This window comes from Sporolactobacillus sp. CQH2019, assembly GCF_028765345.1.
Classification (GTDB): domain Bacteria; phylum Bacillota; class Bacilli; order Bacillales; family Sporolactobacillaceae; genus Sporolactobacillus.
In genome coordinates this window covers 21642-46381 of record NZ_JARAJZ010000010.1, presented here as the reverse complement: position 1 = coordinate 46381, position 24740 = coordinate 21642, and the positions used below count along the sequence as shown (strand labels likewise).

The 24740-nt window shown below is 52.4% G+C and carries 19 protein-coding genes; 3 read left to right on the top strand and 16 right to left on the bottom strand.

Features of this window, described 5'->3' with window-relative positions; genetic code table 11:
* Window positions 1–2 precede the first annotated feature (2 nt).
* From ligA to aceB, 7 genes are all read right to left on the bottom strand, one after another.
* Window positions 3–2006: an NAD-dependent DNA ligase LigA gene (ligA, locus tag OYT88_RS14395; RefSeq protein ID WP_274401012.1), complete on the bottom strand. Its 2004-nt coding sequence runs from the start codon at window positions 2004–2006 to the stop codon at window positions 3–5.
* A gap of 398 nt (window positions 2007–2404) precedes the next feature.
* Window positions 2405–4639, bottom strand: a complete 2235-nt coding sequence (gene pcrA / locus OYT88_RS14390; protein WP_274401011.1) for a DNA helicase PcrA — start codon at window positions 4637–4639, stop codon at window positions 2405–2407.
* Between the two features lie 96 nt (window positions 4640–4735).
* A complete protein-coding gene (locus OYT88_RS14385; RefSeq protein WP_274401010.1) occupies window positions 4736–5026 on the bottom strand; it encodes a YerC/YecD family TrpR-related protein in 291 nt (96 codons plus the stop codon).
* 153 nt (window positions 5027–5179) lie between these two features.
* Window positions 5180–6913: an adenine deaminase C-terminal domain-containing protein gene (locus OYT88_RS14380; protein WP_274401008.1), complete on the bottom strand. Its 1734-nt coding sequence runs from the start codon at window positions 6911–6913 to the stop codon at window positions 5180–5182.
* Between the two features lie 424 nt (window positions 6914–7337).
* The gene (locus tag OYT88_RS14375; protein WP_274401007.1) at window positions 7338–8318 is read right to left on the bottom strand and encodes an L-lactate dehydrogenase; all 981 of its coding nucleotides are present in this window, start codon (window positions 8316–8318) and stop codon (window positions 7338–7340) included.
* Window positions 8319–8566: 248 nt separating this feature from the next.
* Window positions 8567–9844, bottom strand: a complete 1278-nt coding sequence (gene aceA / locus OYT88_RS14370) for an isocitrate lyase (RefSeq protein WP_274401006.1) — start codon at window positions 9842–9844, stop codon at window positions 8567–8569.
* An 88-nt stretch (window positions 9845–9932) separates the two neighbouring features.
* Window positions 9933–11528, bottom strand: coding sequence for a malate synthase A (aceB, locus tag OYT88_RS14365; RefSeq protein ID WP_274401004.1), 1596 nt, complete (start codon window positions 11526–11528; stop codon window positions 9933–9935).
* A gap of 671 nt (window positions 11529–12199) precedes the next feature.
* On the opposite strand from aceB, the gene OYT88_RS14360 reads away from it, so the two are divergent.
* From OYT88_RS14360 to OYT88_RS14350, 3 genes are all read left to right on the top strand, one after another.
* Complete coding sequence (locus OYT88_RS14360) at window positions 12200–12967, top strand: spr1630 family ClpXP-sensitive toxin (RefSeq protein ID WP_274401003.1); 768 nt, start codon at window positions 12200–12202, stop codon at window positions 12965–12967.
* An 18-nt stretch (window positions 12968–12985) separates the two neighbouring features.
* Complete coding sequence (locus OYT88_RS14355) at window positions 12986–14155, top strand: spr1629 family repressor/antitoxin (RefSeq protein WP_274401001.1); 1170 nt, start codon at window positions 12986–12988, stop codon at window positions 14153–14155.
* A gap of 181 nt (window positions 14156–14336) precedes the next feature.
* Window positions 14337–14834, top strand: a complete 498-nt coding sequence (locus tag OYT88_RS14350) for a hypothetical protein (RefSeq protein WP_274401000.1) — start codon at window positions 14337–14339, stop codon at window positions 14832–14834.
* A 164-nt stretch (window positions 14835–14998) separates the two neighbouring features.
* On the opposite strand, the gene purD is transcribed toward OYT88_RS14350, so the two are convergent.
* From purD to purC, 9 genes are read right to left on the bottom strand one after another with little or no spacing between them, the layout of a single operon-like run.
* Window positions 14999–16273 (bottom strand): phosphoribosylamine--glycine ligase, encoded by a 1275-nt coding sequence (gene purD / locus OYT88_RS14345; protein WP_274400999.1) that lies wholly within the window; start codon window positions 16271–16273, stop codon window positions 14999–15001.
* Between the two features lie 39 nt (window positions 16274–16312).
* Window positions 16313–17854 carry a bifunctional phosphoribosylaminoimidazolecarboxamide formyltransferase/IMP cyclohydrolase gene (purH, locus tag OYT88_RS14340; protein ID WP_274400998.1) on the bottom strand — a complete coding sequence of 514 codons (1542 nt, stop codon included), beginning with the start codon at window positions 17852–17854 and terminating at the stop codon, window positions 16313–16315.
* A gap of 17 nt (window positions 17855–17871) precedes the next feature.
* A complete protein-coding gene (gene purN / locus OYT88_RS14335) occupies window positions 17872–18441 on the bottom strand; it encodes a phosphoribosylglycinamide formyltransferase (protein ID WP_274400997.1) in 570 nt (189 codons plus the stop codon).
* Window positions 18431–19471 (bottom strand): phosphoribosylformylglycinamidine cyclo-ligase, encoded by a 1041-nt coding sequence (gene purM / locus OYT88_RS14330; RefSeq protein WP_274400995.1) that lies wholly within the window; start codon window positions 19469–19471, stop codon window positions 18431–18433. The genes purN and purM overlap by 11 nt, the downstream gene beginning before the upstream one ends.
* An 18-nt stretch (window positions 19472–19489) precedes the next feature.
* On the bottom strand, window positions 19490–20914 hold the full coding sequence (gene purF, locus OYT88_RS14325; RefSeq protein ID WP_274400994.1) for an amidophosphoribosyltransferase: 1425 nt from the start codon (window positions 20912–20914) through the stop codon (window positions 19490–19492).
* Entirely contained in the window at window positions 20890–23112 is a 2223-nt protein-coding gene (purL, locus tag OYT88_RS14320) for a phosphoribosylformylglycinamidine synthase subunit PurL (RefSeq protein WP_274400993.1), read from the bottom strand. Before purL ends, purF begins: the two co-directional genes overlap by 25 nt.
* Window positions 23093–23785: a phosphoribosylformylglycinamidine synthase subunit PurQ gene (purQ, locus tag OYT88_RS14315; protein WP_274400992.1), complete on the bottom strand. Its 693-nt coding sequence runs from the start codon at window positions 23783–23785 to the stop codon at window positions 23093–23095. Before purQ ends, purL begins: the two co-directional genes overlap by 20 nt.
* Complete coding sequence (gene purS / locus OYT88_RS14310; protein ID WP_274400990.1) at window positions 23782–24033, bottom strand: phosphoribosylformylglycinamidine synthase subunit PurS; 252 nt, start codon at window positions 24031–24033, stop codon at window positions 23782–23784. Before purS ends, purQ begins: the two co-directional genes overlap by 4 nt.
* Window positions 24030–24740 (bottom strand): phosphoribosylaminoimidazolesuccinocarboxamide synthase, encoded by a 711-nt coding sequence (gene purC / locus OYT88_RS14305; protein WP_274400988.1) that lies wholly within the window; start codon window positions 24738–24740, stop codon window positions 24030–24032. Before purC ends, purS begins: the two co-directional genes overlap by 4 nt.

The window sequence follows — 24740 nt, the reverse complement described above, 5'->3', positions numbered from 1 at the left end:
CCTTAATCCTTAAGTGCTTCCAGAAAACGCGTCTCATCCCAGATATCAACGCCGAGGTCCCGGGCTTTACTGAGTTTTGATCCCGCCGCTTCGCCGGCGACAACGATGTCCGTGCTTGCACTGACGCTTCCGGTGACCTTGCCGCCCCGTTTTTCAATTTCACTTTTTGCGTCCGGACGCGACATGCTCTCAAGCTTGCCGGTCAGTACAACCGTCTTCCCGCTGAACGGCGAATCGGCAGCGCTCATCTGCTGCGGATCGGGGCCCAGATAGCTCATGTTCAGCCCGGCTGCCTTCAGTTCGCCGATCAGCGCGGCAACTTCCGGTTTTGAAAAATAAGCAACAAGGGAATCCGCCATCTTTTCACCGATCTCATCGACAGCCACTAGGTCATCCATCGATGCTTCCGACAGCCGATCCATTGTTTTAAAGGCCCGGGCCAGAACAAGTGCCGCTTTCGAGCCGATATAGCGAATGCCGAGGCCGAATAAAAGCCGCTCCAGGGAGTTCTGCTTCGAATGCGTGATCGCATCAAGCAGATTGGAAACTGATTTCTCTCCCATTCTTTCCATGGCAATCAGATCATCATATTTTAACTGATACAGATCGGCCACATCGTGAATCAGCTGTTTTTCAAAGAGCTGAGTCACAACCTTTTCGCCTAGTCCGTCAATGTTCATCGCATTGCGCGAGACAAAATGAATCAGTCCCTCGCGGATCAGCGCCGGGCATTTGGGGTTGATGCAGCGCAGTGCGACTTCATCTTCAAGCCTGACCAGCCCGCTGCCGCATTCCGGGCAGCGGGTCGGCATCGTAAACGGTTTTTCTGCCCCGGTCCGCCGATCCGTCAGCACATTAACGACCTCGGGAATAATGTCGCCCGCTTTGCGGATGACGACGCGGTCGCCGATCCGCAGATCTTTCTCCCGAATCAAGTCTTCGTTATGCAGTGTCGCTCTTTTGACCGTCGTACCCGCAACGGATACCGGCGTCAGAACGGCCGTCGGCGTGACCGCGCCCGTCCGCCCGACGCGGACTTCAATATCCTCAAGCGTCGACACGACTTCTTCAGCCGGAAATTTATAAGCGATCATCCAGCGGGGCGACTTGACTGTATGTCCGAGTTCCGCTTGCTGGGCCATGGAATCGACTTTCACGACAATGCCGTCAATACCGTAAGTCAGCGAGTCGCGTTTTTCCGTATACTCCTCGATGTAATCAAACACATCCTGCATGTTCCGGCAGCGGCGCGATTCCGGATTAACCGGCAGTCCGAGCTTCCTGATGTACTCCAGCAGGCCGTCATGCGTCTGAATCCGATCTCTGTCAAAATGTCCGGCGCTGTACAGAAAAACGTCAAGCCGTCTTTTGGCCGTGATCTTCGGATCCAGCTGACGAAGGGAACCGGCCGCCGCATTGCGCGGATTGGCAAACAGCGCCTCGCCGTTCTGCCGCCGCGCTTCGTTCAGCTTTTCAAACGATTTTTTCGGCATGTAGCATTCGCCGCGCACTTCGATGTCTTCTTCTTCCGGAAGAACAAGGGGAAGGCTGCGCACCGTGCGCAGATTGTTCGTAATATCTTCGCCTGTTACCCCGTCGCCCCGTGTCGCGCCAAGAACAAATCGCCCTTTTTCGTAAGTCAGCGAGATGGCCAGTCCGTCAATCTTCAGTTCGCAGACATAAGTCACATCAGGCCCAACAGCCTGGCGGACACGGCGGTCAAAATCAAGCAGTTCTTCTTTGCTGAATACATCGCCGAGACTGAGCATCGGGATGTCATGCGTGACCTTTCTGAAGGCCTTGAGCGGTTGGCCGCCGACGCGCTGAGTCGGCGATTCCGGCGTGATCAGTTCCGGATGTTCTTCCTCAAGCTTGATCAGTTCCTGCATCAGCCGGTCGTATTCACTGTCCGGGACGCTCGGATTGTCCTTGACATAGTATTCGTAACTGTATTGATTCAGTTGCCTGTGCAGCACGCGGACGCGGCTAGGCAGGTTGTCGTCCATAATTCCGTTTCTCCTTTATTTAAGAGGCTGTTCGAAAAGTATCGAAAGAAGGTAAAGAAAGTCCGTTCAAAAGAGGGCCGGCAGCCGGGCCGGGTAAAGGGACCCGCCCCCGGTAAGGAAGGGGCTCCGGCTAAAAACGTACACGTTCTGTATACAACGCCGGAATCGCCGCAGTCTGTGAAAACCAGCACACCGAAATGTCTGTGACAGCAAGTCCCGTTCACGGCATCGAAGCCGCTGCCGTCTGTGGATCCAGGCAATACCCGGCAGCCGCAACGGCACTGTACCGGTCTTTTGACGCTTCGGCGAGGCAACAGGGCTCCTGTTAGAGAAGCCCGCGCCACAAGCCTGTAATCTTCTCCCTTTTGAACAGACTCTTTTAAAATGTTCCATACCGATTATTTGGCTTTCTCGATCGGTGCAAAGGCGCCGAGAAGCCGTTTCAGTCCGACCGGATTGGGAAAGGCAATATCCAGTTCTATACTGTCGCCGCTGCCTTTAATGCCGACAACGGTTCCCTGTCCCCATTTCTTATGAAGCACTTTGTCGCCGGCATGCCACTCTTCGTTCCCGTGCGGCCTCTTCTGCAGCATCGGAACCGGCCGGCTGCTGTATGCTGAAGCGAAGCGGCTGGCAAAAGGCGATTTCTTTACTGCGGAAGCGGAAAAGCGCGCTGCTCCGGAAGGCTGTTCCGGCTGCTCTATATCCAGCAATTCTTCCGGTATTTCTTTAATAAAACGAGAAACAGCATTCACCGCCGTGTTCCCGAATAAAGTACGGATCTGCGCGGACGTGAGAAACAGACGCTTTTTAGCCCTTGTGATGCCGACATAAGCCAGCCGGCGTTCCTCTTCCATTTCCCCTTCATCGTCGAGCGAACGGAGATGCGGGAAAATGCTTTCTTCCATGCCGATGAGAAAAACGACCGGAAATTCCAGCCCTTTTGCGGAATGCAGCGTCATCAGCATGACCGCGTCATCGGTCCCCGCTTCCTCCTCTTCATCGATATCGGCGTCCAGGGCCAGTTCGGTCAGAAAAGCGATCAGTGACTTGTCGTCATGTTTAGCCTCAAATTCTTTCGTCACAGATAAAAATTCCTCAAGGTTCTCGATCCGGCTCTGAGCCTCGAGCGTTTTCTCCGCCTTCAGCATTTCGCGATAGCCGGATTTGTCGAGCACTTCTTCGACCAGTTCGGTCACCGGCAGAAACTCCTGCATCTTCGACCAATTCATGACCTGTTCGGCGAAGGCTTCCATCTTGCGGACCGTTCGCGAAGCGATGCCGGCCTGCTCCGCTTCTCCGATCGCTTTCATCAGGGACAGGTCGCCGCCGATCGCCCGGTCCGCCAGCTTGTCCATAGATGACGCGCCGATTCCGCGCTTCGGTTCGTTAATCACGCGGGCAAGGCTGATATCGTCATCCGGATTGGCAATCAGGCGCAGATAGCAGAGAATATCCTTGATTTCCTTTCGATCATAGAATTTAATGCTGCCGATCATCCGGTACGGAATATTCGATTTAACCAGCGTCTCTTCAATCACACGGGACTGGGCATTTGTCCGGTAAAGAACTGCAATATCCGAATAACTGAATCCCTGTTCGGACAGTTCGCGGATTTTCCCGGCAACGTAATAGCCTTCGTCATGTTCTGTCCCGGCCCGGTAATAAGCGATTTTCTTGCCATCGGCATTCTCCGTCCACAAGTTTTTCGGCTTCCGGTCATGATTATGCTCAATGACATGATTCGCGGCCTCCAGAATCTTCTTTGTGGACCGGTAATTCTGTTCCAGTTTGATCACCATGGCATCCGGATAGTCTTCCTCAAAGGAAAGTATGTTATGAATGTCCGCACCGCGCCAGCCGTAAATCGATTGATCCGAATCACCGACAACACACAAGTTTTTGAAACGGTCCGCAAGCAGGTGAATGAGCAGATACTGGGCCCGGTTCGTATCCTGATATTCATCGACGTGAATATATTGAAACTTTTTCTGATAAAAGGCCAGCGATTCCGGTACACGCTGGAAAAGGCGCACCGTTGTCATGATTAAGTCATCAAAGTCGAGCGACTGGTTTTTGAGCAGTCGCTTCTCATATTCCGTATATACATCGCGGACAACTTCATCGAACGGGCCGTTCGCCGTTTTGGCGAAATCCGCGGCCGTTTTCAGCTCGTTTTTTGCCGCGCTGATTTTTCCGAGAATGCTGCGCGGAGTGAATTTCTTAGGATCAAGATTCTGATCTTTTAAGATATTTTTGACGACGGACTGTTGATCCGTCGCATCCAGTATTGAAAAATTGCGGCTGATTCCGAGCCGGTCGATGTCGCGGCGCAGAACGCGCACACACATCGAGTGGAAGGTCGACACCCAGGTGTCATCGACGAGCGGTCCCGCCAGAGCGGCAAGCCGTTCTCTCATTTCTTTCGCCGCTTTATTTGTGAACGTGATCGCCAGGATGTTCCACGGCGCTACATTTCTTTCAATCATCAGGTAGGCCATGCGGTGTGTCAGCACACGCGTTTTCCCGCTGCCCGCGCCGGCCATGATCAGCAGCGGCCCGTCGTGATGCTTGACCGCCTTCAGCTGCTCGGGGTTGAGCCCTTCAAGCAGCTGCTGAGAGATGCTGTCCATCTTACCACTTCCTCAATACGGCTGTTTTCAAGCCGGCCGAATGTGTGATTTCAGATCATTCGGCTGCTTCCTTATAACAGCCGGTATTTTTTGTTCCTATTTGCTCAGTCTCTCAAGTGTCATCTGATAACCGTCGTTGCCGAAATTGATGCATCGCTTCACGCGCGAAATCGTCGCTGTACTGGCACCTGTTTCATCTTCGATACGATGGTACGTATGACCGGCCATCAGCATCCTGGCGACTTCGAGCCGCTGCGAGAGCGACTGGATTTCACCCATTGTGCACAAATCGTCAAAGAAGCGATAGCACTCCTCTCTGTCCTTCAGTGTCAGGATGGCGTCAAACAGCTGGTCAAGCGCCTTTCCTCTCAATTTATCGATTTGCACCCTTGTCCATTCCCTTCCCTTTCGCTATTCTGCAACAAGCATGTACTTAAAGTAGCCGATAGATCTGTATTTATCTTCACACCCGAAGATGTTTGAAAATTCCGGAAAGGGCCGGGGTTCGCCGGCCCTTTCCACCTGTTGAACACCTGTATTTTATATTAATGGTTCGCTTGCCGCCAGCAGTTTTCTGTGCATCACATCGACAATCCCTTTCGGAGCAATCCGAATGTAGGGAAGATGAGTCGACGCAAAAAAAAGCAGGCTGAAAAAAGGATCGCCAAAATGATAACCTGCAGCGCACAGCTCATTTTCAAAGTCGCCGGTCCGGCGTATCAGCTGTTCCATAGGGAGCGCAGACATGAAGCCGAGTATCGGCAGAGCCAGTTCCTTCGTTATTTTTCCGTCTTCAGCAATGACCAGCCCGCCTCTGAGCTCTTTCAGCCGGTTAAAGGCAGCAATCATATCTTCTTTCTTCCTTCCGAGCAGCAGAACATCTCCCGTTGCGGAAAAACTGCTGGCAAATCCGGACAGGCTGCGGGCGAACCCACGCACATAAGTATTGACAATCCAGCTGCCCTTTTTATCGACAAGCGTCATGTAGAGCACATCATCCGGCAGCTGCTTTCCTGATGCGGCAGCCGGCAGCTCATATTGTTTGGTGATCACATCGTTTATCATATCCAGACCGAGGGCCGTTTTTGCCGTAAGCTGTTCCGCCGTGAGCGAGAATTCAAAGGCCGGGCCTTTCAGGCCTTCGGAGAGGCTGAACGGGAAAAAGAGATCATTCTCCGTTTGACCGTCATGAAAAACCAGGCGTCCCTTTGCCATCACCGCAAGCGGACGGGGATCAGACGGCGAACGCAGAAAGTTGATGTTAGCGAGTCTTCCCGGGGCGATATGGCCGATACGGTCGGCCAGATTATAATGAACCGCAATGTTGGAGGACGCCATCATATAAGCGTCTTCCGGCGGCACCCCCTGGTCGAGGGCAATGCGGATCAGCCGATCGACGACTCCGTCTTTCAGAAAGGCCGGCATCGCTCCGTCCAGTGTCATGTACACATGCTGGAAATCGCGCACACCTTCATTCATCATTGTCTTTAAGATATTCGGCAGATCGGGGCGGATGGACGAGTAGCGCAGCGATACCGTATAGCCCAGTCTCAGACGCATGATCGCCTCTTCGCCGGTCATCGCCTCATGATCGCAATCCGCGCCGAACAGCTTGAGCTGGGTCAGCGTACGTTCCGATGCGCCGGGAAGATGGGATTCGATCGGCTTTCTCAGAAGTTTCGTCTCGCGCATCCATGTCAGAATCTGATCGTCGCCATGAACAACCAGCGGCCAGCCCGTCAGCTCGCCGCCCTGGACGACGCGCGGATGATTCAGCCATTTTCTGATGCGCTCGTCGTTAAACGGAGAATCAAAAACAGCCGACTGCGGATCATAGCGGCACCACCAGTAGAAAGTGGCCGGCAGCCGGTCGAGCTTGTCAATCAGCCCGAACGCCTCCTCGTCGCTCAACGTCTTGAATAAAATCGCGTTGTCGCAGATCAATGCCGTTGTTCCGAATTGCGCCGCATACGCCGCGAATGACTGCGGATTATAGAGCTGGCCGGGATGGACATGCGGTTCAATATAACCGGGAACGAGGACATAACCCTTGCAGTCAATCCGTCTTGTTATCTCGCTGTCTTTCGCCGGCATAGCCTCTCCGACATAGACAATCCGGTCGCCGTCAATCCAGATATTTGCTTTTTCCCAGCTTTTCAGGTAGGTATTCAAATAGAGGGCATCAGTCAGTACGGTCTCCGGTGCTTCCTCTCCGCGAATGATCGCCGCCTGTCTTCGCATTTGGGTGATCGTCCAGTAAGATTCCTGATTCATGATACACTCCTCTTGTGTGTGGTCGTACGCTAATCCATGAAAGCATTTCTGTTACTATCTTACCGCAATTGTCTCGATGAAGAAAGTTTAAATCATCCGCTGCTTTTTATCAAAAAACGACTCTGTATCTAACGATTCAGGGCATTCTGCAATCCGGTCATAATCTGAATCTGAAGCAGAAGCGCCGGACTCTCTCAATTGTTCCCGGGCTTACATCGGCAGAATCTGTCCGGGCGGTGTACAGAACCGTTTGCCGCCGCTTTTATTGCCCCAAAAATGTCCGGAGCAGCGTTTCGTTTCACAAGGCGTTGTTGTCCGGAAGATCCGGTCCGGCCGCCTGCGCCAAAAACGCCCGACGGTATCGGCCGCTGGACGTTTTTTTACAATATACGATAATTTTCTGCACCCCGACGATCAGGTTGGCTTATTTCCCGGCTGTTTCCCCATGCTCGGCCAATGTCTGGTCGATGTACTTTTTCACCAGATCCGCCGATGCATTGAACAATTCTTGTTCGTTCTCATTAAGATTCAGATGGATAATTTCTTCAATGCCATCGCGGCCGAGAACGATCGGGACACCGATCGACAGACCGTCGCGGCCGTATTCGCCTTTCTGAACGGCTGAAGCTGCCGTGGCAATGCGGGCATCGTTTAAAATTGATTTAGCAAAAAAGGCGAGTTCGTTGCCGATGCCGAACTGTGTGTTGCCCTTGCGTGTCAGGATTTCCCAGCCGAAATGACGGGCTGCTTCCTCTACCTTACCGCGGTCTATCTTTCCGAAGCGGTCGAGATTTTCCGCTTCGTATTCGTCTAACGGTTTGCCGCCGACCGTGACATGGGACCAGGCCGCAAGTTGTGAATCACCGTGTTCGCCGATCATGTAGGCGACGATGCTGCGCGGATTGATGCCGCCGATCACTTCGGAGATCTGTCTGCGCAGCCGCATGCTGTCAAGCGCGGTGCCGGTCCCGATGACCTGTTTTCTCGGCAGCCCGGAAAGTTTGTAAAACAGATAAGTAATGATATCGCAAGGATTCGTGGCAATCACGTAGATTCCGCCGAATCCCGCCTTTCTTAATCTCGGAACGATATCATAGGCAATCGCCGCCGATCCTTTAAGCAGCTCGAGGCGCGAATTGCTGATGATTTTCTGCCGCTCTGTAACCGAAACCAGAATAACGTCACAGGCAGCCAGCTCTTCAAGAGAGACGGCCTTAACGCGCGTTCTCGACGGCGTCAGTTCAATGCTGTCTGCAAAATCCCACGCTTCCCCCTTCGCACGTTCCGCATCAATATCCGAAAGATACAGCTCGTCCGCTATATTTTCGTGGACAATGGCCGATGCGGCGGCCTTGCCGACATTGCCTATCCCGACAATGCCGACTTTTCTGATTGTTTCGCTCATTTCAACTCTCTCCTTTTTCTCTGTGATCCCGGTTTCGTCATTAGAAATCAACTACAGAAATCAACTACTCCCATTCAGAACAATGGGACTTTTCTCCATTTCATTATAAGCCTTCTGCAAAATAAAAAAAAAGGCCCCGACAAAACGGGACCCGGCTCAGGCATAGATCCCGCCGCCTTTTGTAACGGCACGAACGGGAAACCTGAAAAAGTCTGGGAAATACACGAGCGAATACGGGCTCAAGCGGATCAGTTGGCCTGGAATTGCGCCTCTTCCGTTGAGCCCTTCAGTGCTACCGTGGAAGACTTTCCGCCGCTGACAATGGTCGAGACCAGATCGAAGTAACCGGTGCCGACTTCGCGCTGGTGGCGCGTCGCCGAGTAGCCGTCTTTCTCACTGGAGAATTCCTGCTGCTGCAGTTCGGAATAAGCAGCCATGCCGCGGTCCTTATAGCCGTGAGCGAGATGGAACATACTGTAGTTGAGCGCATGGAAGCCGGCCAGCGTAACAAACTGGAACCTGTAGCCCATTTCCGACAGCATTTCCTGGAAACCGGCGATCGTTTTTTCATCCAGCTTCTGCTTCCAGTTAAAGGACGGTGAACAGTTGTAAGCGAGCAGTTTGCCCGGATACTGTTTATGAATGCTTTCGGCGAATTTCCGTGCTTCCTCGACATTCGGTTCCGCCGTCTCACACCAGAGCAGATCGGCATAAGGCGCATAAGCGAGCGCACGGGAAATTGCCTGGTCGATGCCGGCCTTTGTCCGGAAAAAGCCTTCCTCCGTTCTTTCTCCGGTGATGAACGGCGCATCGTAAGGATCGATATTGCTGGTGAGCAGATTGGCCGCATTGGCATCCGTTCTGCCGACAATGAGTGTCGGCACGCCCATCGCGTCTGCGGCGAGCCGGGCCGAGATTAAGTTGCTGATGGCCGTCCGTGTCGGGAGCAGCACCTTGCCGCCCATGTGCCCGCACTTTTTCTCGGAAGATAACTGATCTTCGAAATGAACGGCCGCTGCGCCTGCTTCAATCATGCTTTTCATGATTTCAAAAACATTCAGCTGCCCGCCGAATCCGGACTCGGCATCGGCAACAATCGGAGCAAACCAGTCTTTCGAATGATTGCCCTCGACCGAATCGATCTGATCGGCACGCTGGAACGCATGATTGATGCGGCGCACCACCTCCGGCACGCTGTTCGCCGGATAGAGCCCCTGATCCGGATACATCTGGCCGGCCAGATTGGCGTCGGCGGCCACCTGCCATCCGCTCAAATAGATTGCCTTCAGACCCGCTTTCACTTGCTGAACCGCCTGATTTCCCGTTAACGCACCCAGCGCGTTTACGTATTTTTCACTGTTCACAAGTTTCCAGAGCTTTTCTGCACCGCGGCGGGCAAGCGTATAGTCAATATCTAACGAACCCCGCAGTTTAATGACATCTTCCGCCGAGTACGGACGCCTGATCCCTTTCCATCTCGGACTCTTCCACGACTCTTCCAGCTTGCTCACTCTTGCATCTGTCATTTTTTCCCTCTCCTTTTTAATGGATGGCATTTGTGTTTCGGCCCTGTCAATGCAATGATGATCGGTTTCCAGCGGATGGAGGTCTGAATTATAAGAGTTCGTATCCGGGCACTGTTAAGAAATCGGCAAAGTCATCACTCAGTGTCAGTTTGTCGAACAGTTCGGCCGCTTCTTCGAACTTGCCCGATTGAAAATCGGCGTCTCCGTACTGCTGCTTTAATTTCTGCATTTCCTCCGTTCTGATCTGTTTATAAAGCTCGACAGTCACTTTCCGTCCGTCTTCCAGAATGCCCTTCGGATGGCGGATCCACTGCCACATCTGCGCCCTCGAGATTTCCGCCGTCGCCGCATCCTCCATCAAATGATTGATTGGGGCGGCGCCGTTGCCTCTGAGCCAGGACGCTATGTACTGAATCCCGACACAGATGTTTTCACGGACGCCCGATTCGGTAATCTTGCCGATCGGTACGGCAAGCAATTGCTCCGTCGTGATGTGAATATCTTCCAGCTGTTTTTTTTCTATTTGATTAGGTTCCGGCATGCCGCGATCAAAGACTTTCAGAGCAACCGGTACAAGTCCCGGATGAGCGACCCATGTGCCGTCGTGTCCGTCGTTTACCTCGCGCTGTTTGTCGGCTTCGACCTTTGCAAACGCTTCTTCGTTTAGCTTTTCGTTCCCTTTAACCGGTATTTGCGCCGCCATTCCGCCGATGGCCGGTGCCTTGCGGCGGTGACAGGTTTTGATCGCAAGCAGAGAATAAGCTCTCATAAACGGCACCGTCATCGTCACTTCCGAACGATTGGGAAGAATGACATTCTTCTGATTTCTGAACTTCTTAATATAACTGAAAATGTAATCCCAGCGGCCGCAATTGAGTCCGGCCGAATGATCGCGCAGTTCATAGAGGATCTCATCCATTTCAAAAGCTGCCGGAATGGTTTCGAGAAGGACTGTGGCTTTGATCGTTCCGTGCGGGATGCCTATATATTGCTCCGAATAGGAGAATACGTCATTCCACAGACGCGCTTCCAAATGGCTCTCAAGCTTCGGCAGATAAAAATAGGGAGCCGTGCCTTTCTCAATCAACTGCCGGGCATTATGAAAAAGGAAAAGGCCAAAATCAAGCAGTGAACCGGAGATCGGCGTCTCGTTGATCCGGATATTTTTTTCGATCATATGCCAGCCCCGGGGTCTCACCATCAATCCGGAAATAGAATCCTTAAGCTGATAGCGCTTTCCTTTTTCATTGACAAAAGAAATGGTTTTGCGAACAGCATCACGCAAGTTGATCTGTCCCTGAATGACATTGTCCCATGACGGCGACATCGCGTCTTCCAGATCTGCCATAAAGAACTTGGCTCCGGAATTCAGCGCATTGATGACCATCTTCCGGTCCGAGGCAGGGCCGGTGATTTCTACCCGTCTGTCCAGGAGATCTTTCGGAAGCGGAGCGATCTGCCAGTTCCCTTCCCTGATTTTCTTGGTCTCCTTTAAAAAGTCCGGCCTCTCTCCCCTGTCAAAATCCTTTTGCCTTTCGCTCCGCTTGTTCATCAGTTCGATGCGTCGCTGGCCGAACGTTCTTTCCAGCCGATCGATAAACCGCAAAGCCTCTTGCGTCAGAATTGTGTTATACTCCGGGCGCATCGGACCAGTGACTTTGATTCCGGTTGTCTGAGTAGCCATGAGTTTACCTCTTTTCTGTTATATTACAGCTTTGAAAACTGTAAATGTATTATATAACAGTAAGATGCATTTGTGAACCTTTTTTTAAAAATTTGCGGCAAATTTATGAACTAAAAATCGACATTTTTCGCAAATGAGGAGCCTTTTTCAGTGAAATGTGCACTATAGCCCCATTTAATGAAACCCGATTGATGCCTTTGTTAAAAAAAAAATCAGGAATAAAACATTTTTGAAGAGTTGTTCTCGTGCGGGATGATGGAACGGCAAGAAGAAGTATCCGGACGGAAGGGAGTACACTTTTAAATCAATTTTTGAAAACCCGCACCGAAGAAGTCCATCTCTGACTATTCACTGGAGTGTGCCGCTCGGAAACCGTCAGTACGTTTAAAGGAATCTGCAGTAACGGCGGGATAATCTAAGGTCATGTTCATAGAATTTCAGCAATCCGCAAACGATCAACAGTAAATAGCCCGGCGAATAACCGGAATGTCATGCAGCTGTATCTCATTAAGAACAGCCCGGCCGTTTCGCTGCCACAGATTAAAATTCAATAGAAAAAAAACTAATTAAAGAGTTTATCGCCGCACTTTAAAAATCTTTCAGTTTTTGCTGTTAAATTTTAAAAAAAGAAATATAATAAGAGAAAATGCCAGAAAATTGAGGGGATTGCCATGTCAAAATTCGACCTGCCTGCTTCATTGGAACAGCAGTTGGTTAACGGTATTATGTCCGGCTATAAATCCTATCTTGGCGTCCGCAGAAACGCCCAGGAGGAGTTGGCCGTCAGCGGCGCTTACGCCTGGGTCAAGGGGAATCACATTGACTCGAGTGTTAAAGACAGTATTCAAGACCTCGAGAGTGTCGCTGCCGGCGTCGATAAGGCCGGCTATACTTGGGAATATTTGCAATTCAGTTATGACGATGGTGACGGAAAAGCACTGATCATTGTCAAAAACACCCGTTCTACTGACAGAAATTTTGGCGGCAAGCCCGGTCGGGCAAACCATGAAAACTATCTCTATGAATACGCCGGAATCAATAATTCGGCGGTCCGATCAGGTGAATTAAGGGGAATAAGAAAGAACCGGCAAATCCAGCTTGAACTCTCGTTTCCGGAATTGGAAGCCATCCACAGCAACAGCGTTATCGAGAAACCATCCGGCTTCGACCGTTTCTATATTGTGACTTATGAAATCGACGATATCAGCAAGATGATCAGCGCCATTAAGTTAACTATGCCTAATCAGGAAACGATGCGTCTGGTAGAAATTGCCGATCTGACACCCCTCATCAAAGGGAGCGGTGTTACTATTAATGAGGACGAATTAGCGGCAGTTAAAAATGACAAAATCCCTGAAGGTGTCTACTCTTCTGAAGGCCAGTCCTTCGGTTACGAAGTAGCCGGAAAAGAGAAGGAAGACAACCAAGGTGCTCAATAATAGAAGAGGTGATGAGCGATGTTCTTCGGCGAGAAACTAACAGAATTACGCGAATTGAACGGTCTCTCCCGAAAAGAACTTGCAGCTCGGCTCAGCGTTTCGGAACAGGCAGTCTGGCAGTATGAGAATGAATCAGCGATTCCGAGAATCGAAGTTTTAAACAAAGTGCGTGAACTTTTCTCAGTGGACACAAAATTCTTATTCTCAAAGACATTTCTGCATCAAACAGCATCTGAAGAAAGAGTTGCTTATCGGTCGAAGGATCGTGAATCACGGAAAAAAGCAAAGCTTGAGCTAACTTATATTAGCTATGTCGATTACTATATCAATTTTTTTGAAAAATTTTTAGTAACACCTGATTCAGCGATCACCGCACTGCGGCAAAGGGCTGCGGAAATGCTGCGGTCCGATCCGGATCAGTCAATGGATCAAAGAATTACTCGGACAGCCGATCTGGCAAGAAAATTTCTCAGGCTCCGGCACAACAAAGATTTGATGTATACACTTGAAATGAGCGGCATCTACATTGTCGAAAAGAACCTTGGTCCGGAAATTGACGCCTACAGCACAATCACGGATGACGGCCGCCCATTCATCATCTTAGGAAACATCAAAAAATCAGCAGTTCGCAGAAACTTTGATCTGGCACATGAGCTTGGGCATCTTCTGCTTCACACTGCCGTTGATATGGAAACACTGACCAAACCGGAGCACAGGCAGATCGAACAGCAAGCCAATCAATTTGCCTCTGTCTTCCTGCTGCCCGAGGAGGAATTTAAGCGTGATTTCGCTGAACTGCCCAGGCACTCCAACCCGGACTACTACATTGACATGAAACGTAAGTATATGGTTTCGATTGTCGCATTGGCGTACCGAGCTTATAAATTAGGTTTAATGACCTATCAGGAGAATCGCTATTTCTTTGGACAATGGCACAAAAAGAGCTATCAAACGCTTGAACCCCTTGACGACCAGATTCCACCCATTCGTCCGGGCCGGGTCAAGTCCCTTTTGCAGCTGCTTTTCGATAAGTGTATTGTTTCTATCTCTGATTTAGAATCCGAATTTCATATCACCCCCATGTTTCTTGTTAACTTGTTTGGCTTAAACAGAGGGTTCTTTGACCACTATCTGCAGCCGAAGAAAGAATACTTTGATTCTGCACAAGTCATTCCTCTCAGGAGATGAAGATCAAATTAGAATTTGGATTAAAATTTTGAACGGAAAAACTTTTATTCCTCCATTTTTCATAAATTGCCATTCTTAATTATACAAAAAAATTCCTGCCGATTTTTAGCAGGGAACCAACCGAAGCCAGCGCCCAAAAAAACGCTGGTTTTATTTCGTTCCGCCATTAATGACCTGGCGAATGGACCTAAAAGGTTCGTTTATCGGCAACTTTCCTACCCTTTTAGACTTTTATTCCCGCCGGGGCACTGTTTCAAGCGGTTCAAATAATCTTGCGGCCTGTACACTTCCACAGCAGCTCTCGTACAAAATATGCAAAGGCCAGGATAATACGCAGCGGGCAGGGCGGCTGTGGCCGCAGTTGCACATTTTATGGATTTCTCCTGACGATCACATAAAACTGCCTGTTGCGGGTCAGTTCCAAACCCTGCGGCTCCGGGCCGGCATGACCCGAAGTGACCGCCGTCAAACAAAAGAAGCACCGCCCATACAGGTCCATTTTGGCGGTACCCTGTGTGATGTGATCGTTTTAATATTCTATCTCTGCAGTTTTCCTAATGCGCTTGACTCATCTATGAGTACCGCTGGACGCAATAAAGAAACTGCCGCCACGTATTTTACACAAGAAGCGGCGGGGCGGTTACGCAAACGTATGAATATATTGATCCAAAATCAGTAGCGCAGATAAGCAGTTGATGCCTTTTTACAGGCTGCCCTTAGCAGCCGCATGGGTATTGAGTTCTTTTAAGGTGCTATTAAAAACTGCCGGGGTTCTCCGGCAGTTGGTTATTGGGCGGCATGTTGCCGCTGCAAAGGGTTACAGTCTGACAGCGGACGGCGGTCTTATGCCTTTTTTGCCTCCGCTTCCAAAGCGCGGTGGCCGATGTCTTTCCGAAAGAAGACGGCATCTGTCTGAATGTTTTCCAGATCGCGGTTCACGGCGTCGCGGGCAGCGCGGAGGCTGTCGCCGAGCCTTGTCACAAGCAGTACCCGTCCTCCGTTAGTCAGCCAGTCAGTGCCGGACTTTCTCGTTCCTGCATGAAAGAGCAGGGCATTTTCAGAAAGAGCGTCAAGGCGGCCGAGTTTTTCGCCTTTTTTGTATGAACCGGGATAACCCCTTGAGGCAAGCACTGTGCCGACAGCGGTCCTGTCCGTCCACCGCAGCTGCGGCCGGATTCCTTTCATCACATCCTGAATGGCCGCAATAAGATCCGATTCCAGGCGCGGCAGAACAACCTGTGTTTCCGGATCGCCGAATCTGCAGTTGAACTCGATCACTTTCGGGCCTTTTTCAGTCAGCATCAGCCCGGCATAAAGCACACCCGTGAATGGGCGCCCTTCTTGAACAAGCCCCGCTGCGGCCGGCTCGACAATGGTGCGCACAGCCTCGGCGACAACCGTCTGCGCAATCTGCAGAACCGGCGAATAGGCGCCCATCCCGCCGGTATTCGGTCCTTTATCTTCTTCAAAGGCCCGCTTATGATCCTGGGCAATCGCGAGCGGAACGACCAGCCCGCCGTGCACGAGCGCCATCAAGGAGAATTCTTCGCCCTCCAGATACTCCTCAATGACGACACGGGCACCTGCCCCGGCAAATTTTTTATCTTTCATCAATGTTTTCAGGCCCTGTCCGGCCGCTTCCATCGTCGGCGCAACAACGACTCCCTTTCCGGCGGCCAATCCGTCGGCCTTCAGAACGATCGGGGCGCCGACTTCGTGCAGATAATTGCCGGCGGCCTGATAATCCGTAAACGTCCGATAATGCGCCGTCGGGATATTATACTTTTCCATCAGCGCCTTGGCAAAGGACTTGCTTCCCTCAATCTGAGCCGCCGCCGCGGACGGCCCGAAAATTTTCAGACCTTCTTTCTCAAAAAAATCGCCGATCCCGCTGACAAGCGGCTGCTCGGGACCGACAAGCGTCAAGTCGATACGATGTGCTTTGGCAAAGGCGGCAAGTTGCTCAAAATCCATGACATCAATCGGCACGCATTCGGCGACGGCCGCTATTCCGTCGCTCCCCGGTGCCGCAAAAAGCTTATCTACTTTCGGGCTTTGTGCGGCTTTCCATGCCATTGCATGTTCGCGGCCGCCGCTGCCGATAATCAGGACATTCATGTTTCGGCTCCTTTCGAAAGTGCGGAAGATAAGAGCGGATCAGTGTTTAAAGTGGCGCATGCCCGTGAAAACCATGGCAATGTTGAATTTATTCGCCATATCTATCGATTCTTGGTCACGGATTGATCCGCCCGGCTGGATAATCGCTGTAATTCCGGCTTTGGCCGCTTCTTCGACTGTATCGCCCATCGGGAAAAAGGCATCCGACGCCAGTACCGCCCCTTTTGTCTTTTCTCCCGCTTCCTCAAGGGCGATTTTCGCCGCCCCGACACGGTTCGTCTGTCCGCCGCCCATACCGACCATCAGGCCGTCTCTGACAAGTGCAATTGCGTTGGATTTGACGTGTTTGACAATGGTCCAGGCGAAGGCCAGACTCTTCAGTTCATCATCGGTCGGTTTACGCTCCGTGGCAACCTTCAGATTTTCCCTGACGTCTTCATAACCCTTGGTATCGAGATCCTGAACGAGCATCCCGCCGCGCACCGACGTGTACTGTGTAAATTCCTGGCTGTCATCCGTCAGTTTAACCTGCAGCAGCCGAATATTCTTTTTCTTTTCCAGAATGGCAAGCGCTTCTTCCGAATAAGAGGGAGCAATGACGATTTCCAGAAAAATGCTGTGCAGTTTCTCGGCCAGCGCCTTGTCGACCGGGCGATTCAGTGCGATAATTCCTCCGAAAATCGAGACGGGATCGGTTTCGTAAGCTCTGTCGTAGGCTTCGTTGACCGTTTCGCCGATGCCAATGCCGCACGGATTCATATGTTTGACCGCGACAGCTGCCGGCTGCCGGAATTCCTTGACAATACCGAGCGCGGCATCCGCATCGCGGATATTGTTGTATGACAGTTCCTTGCCGTGAAGCTGCCCGGCCGCGGCAATGGTCGATTCATTTTCAATCGGTTCACGGTAGAAGGCCGCCCGCTGATGCGGATTTTCGCCGTAACGCAGCGCCTGCTTCTTCTCATAAGTGATTGTCAGTTTTTCCGGGAAAACTTCGCCCGTCTGTTTGGTGAAGTAGTCGGCAATCAGGGCGTCGTAGGCAGCCGTATGCCGGAAAACTTTGGCCGCGAGTTTTTGTTTCAGTTCGAAGGGAACCTCGCCGTTTTCATCCAGACTCTCCGCCACCAGATCATAGTCGGCAGGATCGCAGACGACGGTCACGCTTTCATGGTTTTTCGCCGCTGAGCGGAGCATGCTCGGCCCGCCGATATCGATATTTTCAACGGCCTCACTATAAGCAGCATCGGGCCTGGAAATGGTCTCCTTGAAAGGATAAAGATTAACGATCACAAAATCGATCGGCTGAATGCCGTGCTCGGCGATGGCATCCATATGTGCCTTTTTGCTGCGAACAGCAAGCAGCCCGCCGTGAATAGCCGGATGCAGCGTCTTCACACGCCCGTCGAGGATCTCGGGAAAACCGGTCACGTCGCTGACCGAGGCCACTGGAAGGCCTGCATTTTCAATCGCTTTTTTTGTTCCGCCCGTTGAAATGATTTCAACACCTGCATCCACCAATTTTTTTACAAAATCAATCAGTCCGGTCTTATCTGAAACACTGACTAAAGCACGCTTTGCCACTTTGACTCTTCCCTTCCTCAGTTTCCAAGTATTTTCGCAATTGTTTTCGGATAAAGGACATGTTCTGCCGCATGCACGCGTTCTGTTAAAGAGTCGATCGTGTCTCCGTCTTCAACCGGAACGGCAGCCTGGGCAATGATCGGTCCGGTGTCCATCCCTTCGTCAACATAATGCACCGTCACACCCGTAATCTTGACTCCCTTTCGCAGAGCCTGGCCGATCGCGTCGAGCCCGGTGAAGGACGGGAGCAGCGCGGGATGCAGATTCACGATCCGGTGCGGATAGGCTCCAAGCAATGTCTTGCCGAGGATGCGCATATACCCCGCGAGAAAAATGTACTCAATGCCGCACGCCCGGCAGGCTTCTTTAATTTCTTCCTCAAAGGCGCGCTTGCTCGGATAATCTTTGCGTACAATCACTCGTGTTCTGACATCGGCTTCTCTCGCCAGGTCAATAACATGGGCACCCGGCTGATCGCAGATCATCAGCTCGATAACGGCCGCTATTTCGCCGCGCCGGACAGCCTCGGCGATTGCCTGAAAATTGGTTCCGTGACCCGAGGCAAAAATCGCTATTTTATGCTTCATCCAGATTCACCAGCGCCAATCCCTGTCTTTCGGTCACCTGTCCGATCACATAAGGCGTTTCGCCCAGCTCTCTCAGCCGGTCGACCGCGAAGCCTTCGTCTGCCGGAGCCACCGCCATCACCATGCCGATGCCCATATTAAATGTGCGGTACATGTCCTGTGCCGTCAGTCCGCCCAGCTCTTTCAGCCAGCGGAAAACAGCCGGGACCGGCCAGATGGCCGTGTCGATTTCGGCGCCGAGGCCTTCCGGAAACATCCTCGGCACGTTTTCATAAAAGCCGCCGCCCGTAATATTGGCCAGCCCGCCGATCGTGATTTCCTGCAGCAGGCTGAGAATCGGCTTGACATAAATCCGTGTCGGCCTGAGCAGTTCATCGGCGATCGTCCGGCGCGGATCGGGTCTATACGCATCGCTGAATTTCAGGGACGCATCGGCGATGACTCTCCGGACAAGAGAAAAGCCGTTGCTGTGAAGACCGTTTGATGCGAGGCCGATCAGCCGGTCTCCGGGTCTGATGTTTTCCCCGGTGATCCGTTTCGCTTTTTCAACCACGCCGACAGCAAAACCGGCAATGTCGTAATCGTCTCCCCGATACATGCCCGGCATCTCCGCCGTTTCGCCGCCGATCAGGGCACAGCCGGCCGCTTCGCAGCCATCGGCGATCCCTTTAACGATCGCTTCGGCTTTTGCGGGCTCCAGCGATCCGCAGGCCAGATAATCGAGGAAGTAGAGCGGTTCGGCACCCTGTGTGATGATATCATTGACACACATCGCCACCGCATCCGTACCCACCGTATCATGACGGCCGGTGGCGGAAGCAACCATCAGTTTTGTTCCGACACCGTCTGTTCCGGATACAAGCACCGGTTCCTTAAGATTCATCTTCGACAGATCGATCGCGCCGCCGAAACCGCCCAGAGCGCCGACCACTTCGGGACGAAACGTCCGCTGCACATGTTTCCTGATCCGGTCCACCGTTTCATAGCCGGCCTCAATGTTCACACCGGCATTTTTATACGCATCGGCCATTTTTTTATCTTCCTTCCTTCAGACAAGCATTTCTTTTTCATGCGGCAGAACGGTGCCCGGATAAATTTCAGTCGGATATTTTCCGGTAAAGCAGGCCAGGCACTGGCCGCAGTTTTTCAGTGCAGGATCGCGGCCGATCGCCTTCATCAGGCCGTCGACGCTCAGAAAAATGAGCGAATCGGCACCGATTTCTTCCCGGATTTCTTCCACTGAGTGTGTGGCGGCGATCAGTTCGGATGAGGTCGATGTATCGATCCCGTAAAAACAGGGATGGGTAATCGGCGGTGAGCTGATCCGCACGTGAACTTCCGTCGCGCCGGCGTCCCGCAGCATACCGACGATCCGCCTGCTGGTCGTGCCGCGGACAATCGAATCATCGACCATCACGACACGCTTGCCTTCAATAATCGCACGTACGGGAGAAAGTTTCATTTTAACGCCTTGTTCGCGTAGTTCCTGTGAAGGCTGAATAAACGTCCGGCCGACATAGCGGTTCTTGATCATGCCGAGTTCATAAGGAATTCCCGTTGCTTCCGCATAACCGATTGCCGCCGAAATGCTTGAATCGGGGACCCCGGTGACCACATCGGCCTCAACCGGAGCTTCCTGCGCCAGCAGCCGGCCGAGATTTTTACGGGCGGCATGGACGTTGATTCCCTGAATGTTGCTGTCCGGCCTTGAAAAATAGATATATTCCATGCTGCAGATCGCCGGAGTCGAGTGATTCGTATAGAATTCCGAATGCAGGCCGTCACCGTCGATTATCAAAATTTCTCCGGGATGAATGTCGCGTACAAAGGTCGCTCCGATCAGATCGAATGCACAGGTTTCTGAGGCAACGACCCAGGCCTCGCCAAGCCGTCCGAGAGAGAGCGGCCGCAGGCCATTCGGATCAAGCGCCGCGATCAGCTGATGTTCGGTTAGCATGGTCAGCGCATAGGCTCCCTTTATAACGGAAAGCGCATGCTTGACACTTTCAATGAAATTATCGGAAAAGTCCCTTTTGATCAAATGAGCGATCACTTCCGTATCGGACGTCGTCTGAAAAATGCTCCCGCGCTCCTCCAGCTCGCCTTTCAGCTTATGGGCATTAACAAGGTTGCCGTTATGGGCAATCGACAGCGTATCCTTCTGGGAGCGGAACACAAGCGGCTGGACGTTGGCATAGCTGTTTCCGCCCTGAGTCGAGTAGCGGACGTGGCCGATTGCCGCATGCCCTTTGTTTAATTGTTCAAGTTTTTCATGATCAAAAACATCGTTCACAAGTCCGAGCCCTTTATGATCGTAGATGCGCTTTCCGTCTGATACGGCGATACCCGCCCCCTCCTGGCCGCGGTGCTGCATGCTGTGAAGTCCGTAATAAGTCAGTCTCGCCGCATTGACATGTCCCCAGATTCCGAATACTGCACATTCTTCGTTTAATTCTCTGCCGACATCATGCATGACAGGACTCCTCTCCATTCTTTTTCAAGTTCGGGCCGGTTCAAAGAGACCTTTTCAGATGCAAAGCTAATATGGATCTGTTCATCGCGGGTAACCTTCCCGGCAAACGCGGCGTCATCCACTGCGGCTTCAAAGGCCTTCATGGACGTCTCAGGGACAGACACAACAAAGCGGGACTGCGTTTCAGAGAAAAGCTCCGCAGCCGGGTCAGTGTCAAAATGCAGGTCCACGCCGAACGGTGTCCCGAAAGCGGATTCGGCAACCGCCGCTGCCAGGCCGCCTTCGGAAATATCATGGGCGGAAGATAGATAGCCCGCTTTGATCGCTTTCAGGAGCTGGGACTGCCGCTTCTTTTCAAGGGACAGATCAAGCATCGGCGCCCTGCCGCTTGCTTTGCCCTCGATCAGCATCTGCAGCGCGCCGGCGCCGAATTCAGGCGCCGCCGTACCGATGACATAAACTGCATCGCCTTCGTGTTTAAAAGAAGCAGTCATGACGCGGGCCAGATCCTCAACAAGGCCGACCATACCGACCACCGGTGTCGGATCAATCGCTTCACGGTCCGTCTCGTTATAGAGAGAAACATTGCCGCTGATGACCGGAGTCTCCAGCGCTGCGCACGCTTCCGCCATGCCCTTGACCGACTCCTCCATTTCCCAGAACACTTCCGGCTTTTCGGGACTGCCGAAGTTCAGGCAGTCGGTGATGCCGAGCGGAAGAGCGCCCGAACAGACAATATTGCGCGCCGCTTCGGCAACGGCGATCTTCCCGCCTTCCCTTGGATCCAGCGCCAGATACTTTGCGTTGCAGTCCGTCGTCATCGCAAGCCCTTTTTTCGTACCTCTGATGCGGATAACAGCGGCATCGGAACCGGGGGCAACGACCGTATTCGTCTGCACCATATAGTCGTACTGGCGGGTGACCCATTCCTTCGAAGCCAGCGTCGGCTGTGCAAGCAGCTTTTTAATCGTTACGGCAAAGTCCTGGATCTCGGGTACCCAGTTCGGTACCGATTGATTGGCTGTATATTCAGCCGGCACCGCAGACGGCATGTGGCGCACCGGAGCGGAGGCAAGTGCGTCCGACGGCACCTCGGCAACGATTCTGCCCTTATGTTCGAGACGAAGCACTTCTTTTTCAATGACTTCCCCGACGGCAACCGCATGAAGGCCCCAGCGTTCGAAAATCTTTTGGATTTCTGTCTCGCTGCCTCTTTTGATAACGATCAGCATCCGTTCCTGAGACTCGGACAGCATCATTTCATAGGGGGTCATGTCCGTTTCGCGCTGCGGGATCAGATCGAGATTCATATGGATGCCGACTCCCGCTTTCGCAGCCATTTCGCTGGCGGAGGAAACGAGCCCCGCCGCGCCCATGTCCTGAATGCCGACGAGCGCTTCATGCCTGGTCAGTTCGAGGCACGCTTCAACCAGCAGTTTTTCCATGAACGGATCGCCGACCTGAACCGCCGAGCGTTTCTCATCCGATTTTTCCGTAATCTCTTCGGAAGCGAATGTCGCGCCGTTGATTCCGTCGCGGCCCGTGCTCGCGCCGACGTACATCACCGTATTGCCGATTCCGCGCGCCTGGCCGACCTGGATATCCTCATGATTCATGATCCCGACGCACATCGCATTGACGAGCGGGTTGCCATTGTAACAATTGTCAAACTGCAGTTCACCGCCGACCGTCGGAATGCCGATGCAGTTGCCGTAGCCGGCGATCCCGCTGACGACCTCTTCAAACAGATAGCGGACGTGCGGATCGCTCAGATCGCCGAAGCGGAGCGAATCGAGCAGGGCAACCGGACGAGCGCCCATGGAGAACACATCGCGGATGATTCCGCCGACTCCGGTAGCCGCACCCTGATAAGGCTCAATCGCCGACGGATGGTTATGGCTTTCAATCTTGAACACGACAGCCTGGCTGTCGCCGATATCAATGATTCCCGCGCCTTCACCCGGCCCCTGAAGTACGCGGCTTCCGCTCGTCGGAAAAAGTTTGAGCAGCGGTTTTGATGTTTTATAGCTGCAATGCTCGGACCACATGACGGAGAAAAGGCCGGTTTCCGTATAGTTCGGTTTTCGGCCGAGAAGTCGCGCAACTTCCCGGTATTCGTCCTCTGTCAATCCCATTGTTCTGTAGATTTTCTCCCGTTCAATCTGTTCCGGTGACGGTTCAAGATGTGTAAGCGGCATGTGCGGATTCCCTCCAGTAGTTCAAGATTGACTGAAAAAGCCGAAGCCCGTCGTCGCTGCCGAGCAGAACGTCCGCCGCCCGCTCGGGATGGGGCATCATGCCGAGCACGTTGCCGTTCCGGTTGACGATACCGGCAATAGCCGCCCGCGAACCGTTCGGATTTTCGCCCGCATAGGTGAAAACGATCCGCTGTTGATCCCTCAGTTCCCGAAGCGTTTCGTCATCACAATAATAGTTGCCTTCACCGTGCGCGATCGGAATGCGGATGATTTCGCCTTCCTTATATAATGAAGTAAAAAGCGTACGGTTATTTTCCACCCTAAGATTCACTGTCTCGCAGATGAACTTAAGATGCTTGTTTTTCAGCATCGCGCCCGGCAGCAGGCCGGCCTCAAGCAGAATCTGGAAACCGTTGCACACGCCGAGCACCGGCTTGCCCTCCCCGGCTGCCCTGACGACAGCAGGCATGATACCGGCAAAGCGGGCAATCGCGCCGGAACGGAGGTAATCTCCGTACGAAAAGCCCCCTGGAATCATCACCGCATCGAAGCCGTCAAGCGAGGTTTCCGCGTGCCAGACGTATTCCGCCTCCTCGCCGAGGCCGTCCTTGATCGCGTAGTACATGTCCTGATCACAGTTCGATCCGGGGAAAACAATGACCGCGGTTTTCACAGGTGTTCCTCCTCCTCAATTTCATAACGATAATTTTCAATCACTGTGTTGGCCAGCAGCCTGCTGCAGATCGCATCGACCTGTTCCGCCGGATCCGCCGCGTCTTCTATTTCAAGTTCGATATATTTGCCGATCCGGACGTCCTTCACATTGCGATAGTCCATATTATGGAGCGACTGCATCACGGCCTGGCCCTGAGGATCCAGCACGCTCTCTTTCAGGGTAATAAACACCTTCACCTTTTTCATTGCACGGCCTCCAGGCGGCTCAGCAGTTTTTCATAGGTTTCGGGCAGATCGGCAATGTTGCGGCGGAAAACGTCCTTGTCGAGTTTTTCATGAGTTTCCTTGTCCCAGAGGCGGCACGTATCCGGCGAAATCTCATCGGCAAGAACAATCCCGCCGTCTGTCTTCAGTTTGCCGAATTCCAGCTTAAAATCGACCAGCAGAATACCCGCTTCGGCAAAGAGAGCCTGCAGCACTTTGTTGACGTTGAGCGCCTGGCGGCGAATTTCCGTCAATTCCGCCTCCGTTGCAATTTTCACGGCCAGCGCGTGGTCGTCGTTGATCATCGGATCGCCCAGCTCATCGCTCTTGTAGTAAAATTCAATAATCGTCCGTCCGAGATCCGTTCCTTCATCAAGGCCGAGACGTTTTGCCAGGCTGCCGGCAACGATATTGCGGATAACCACTTCGATCGGAATAATATCGACCGCTTTGACGAGCTGCTCGGTCTCGGAAATTTTTTCAATAAAATGGGTCGGGAGATTGTGTGCCTGCAGCACATGAAAAATTCGCGTGCAGATCGCGTTGTTTAGCCGCCCCTTGCCGGGAAAAACGGCTTTCTTCTTGCCGTTGAACGCAGTCGCATCATTTTTGTACTCAACGCGCAGAACATTCGGATCGTCTGTCGTGAACATTTTCTTTGCCTTGCCTTCATACAGTAACTGGCTCAT

What these genes read in the sequence shown, in the direction of transcription:
- ligA (WP_274401012.1), bottom strand. Translation starts at nt 2,006, where the DNA reads ATGGACGACAACCTGCCTAGCCGCGTCCGCGTGCTGCACAGGCAACTG.
- pcrA (WP_274401011.1), bottom strand. Translation starts at nt 4,639, where the DNA reads ATGGACAGCATCTCTCAGCAGCTGCTTGAAGGGCTCAACCCCGAGCAG.
- OYT88_RS14380 (WP_274401008.1), bottom strand. Translation starts at nt 6,913, where the DNA reads ATGAATCAGGAATCTTACTGGACGATCACCCAAATGCGAAGACAGGCG.
- OYT88_RS14375 (WP_274401007.1), bottom strand. Translation starts at nt 8,318, where the DNA reads ATGAGCGAAACAATCAGAAAAGTCGGCATTGTCGGGATAGGCAATGTC.
- aceA (WP_274401006.1), bottom strand. Translation starts at nt 9,844, where the DNA reads ATGACAGATGCAAGAGTGAGCAAGCTGGAAGAGTCGTGGAAGAGTCCG.
- aceB (WP_274401004.1), bottom strand. Translation starts at nt 11,528, where the DNA reads ATGGCTACTCAGACAACCGGAATCAAAGTCACTGGTCCGATGCGCCCG.
- OYT88_RS14360 (WP_274401003.1), top strand. Translation starts at nt 12,200, where the DNA reads ATGTCAAAATTCGACCTGCCTGCTTCATTGGAACAGCAGTTGGTTAAC.
- OYT88_RS14355 (WP_274401001.1), top strand. Translation starts at nt 12,986, where the DNA reads ATGTTCTTCGGCGAGAAACTAACAGAATTACGCGAATTGAACGGTCTC.
- OYT88_RS14350 (WP_274401000.1), top strand. Translation starts at nt 14,337, where the DNA reads ATGGACCTAAAAGGTTCGTTTATCGGCAACTTTCCTACCCTTTTAGAC.
- purD (WP_274400999.1), bottom strand. Translation starts at nt 16,273, where the DNA reads ATGAATGTCCTGATTATCGGCAGCGGCGGCCGCGAACATGCAATGGCA.
- purN (WP_274400997.1), bottom strand. Translation starts at nt 18,441, where the DNA reads ATGAAGCATAAAATAGCGATTTTTGCCTCGGGTCACGGAACCAATTTT.
- purM (WP_274400995.1), bottom strand. Translation starts at nt 19,471, where the DNA reads ATGGCCGATGCGTATAAAAATGCCGGTGTGAACATTGAGGCCGGCTAT.
- purF (WP_274400994.1), bottom strand. Translation starts at nt 20,914, where the DNA reads ATGCATGATGTCGGCAGAGAATTAAACGAAGAATGTGCAGTATTCGGA.
- purL (WP_274400993.1), bottom strand. Translation starts at nt 23,112, where the DNA reads ATGCCGCTTACACATCTTGAACCGTCACCGGAACAGATTGAACGGGAG.
- purS (WP_274400990.1), bottom strand. Translation starts at nt 24,033, where the DNA reads ATGAAAAAGGTGAAGGTGTTTATTACCCTGAAAGAGAGCGTGCTGGAT.
- purC (WP_274400988.1), bottom strand. Translation starts at nt 24,740, where the DNA reads ATGAGCCAGTTACTGTATGAAGGCAAGGCAAAGAAAATGTTCACGACA.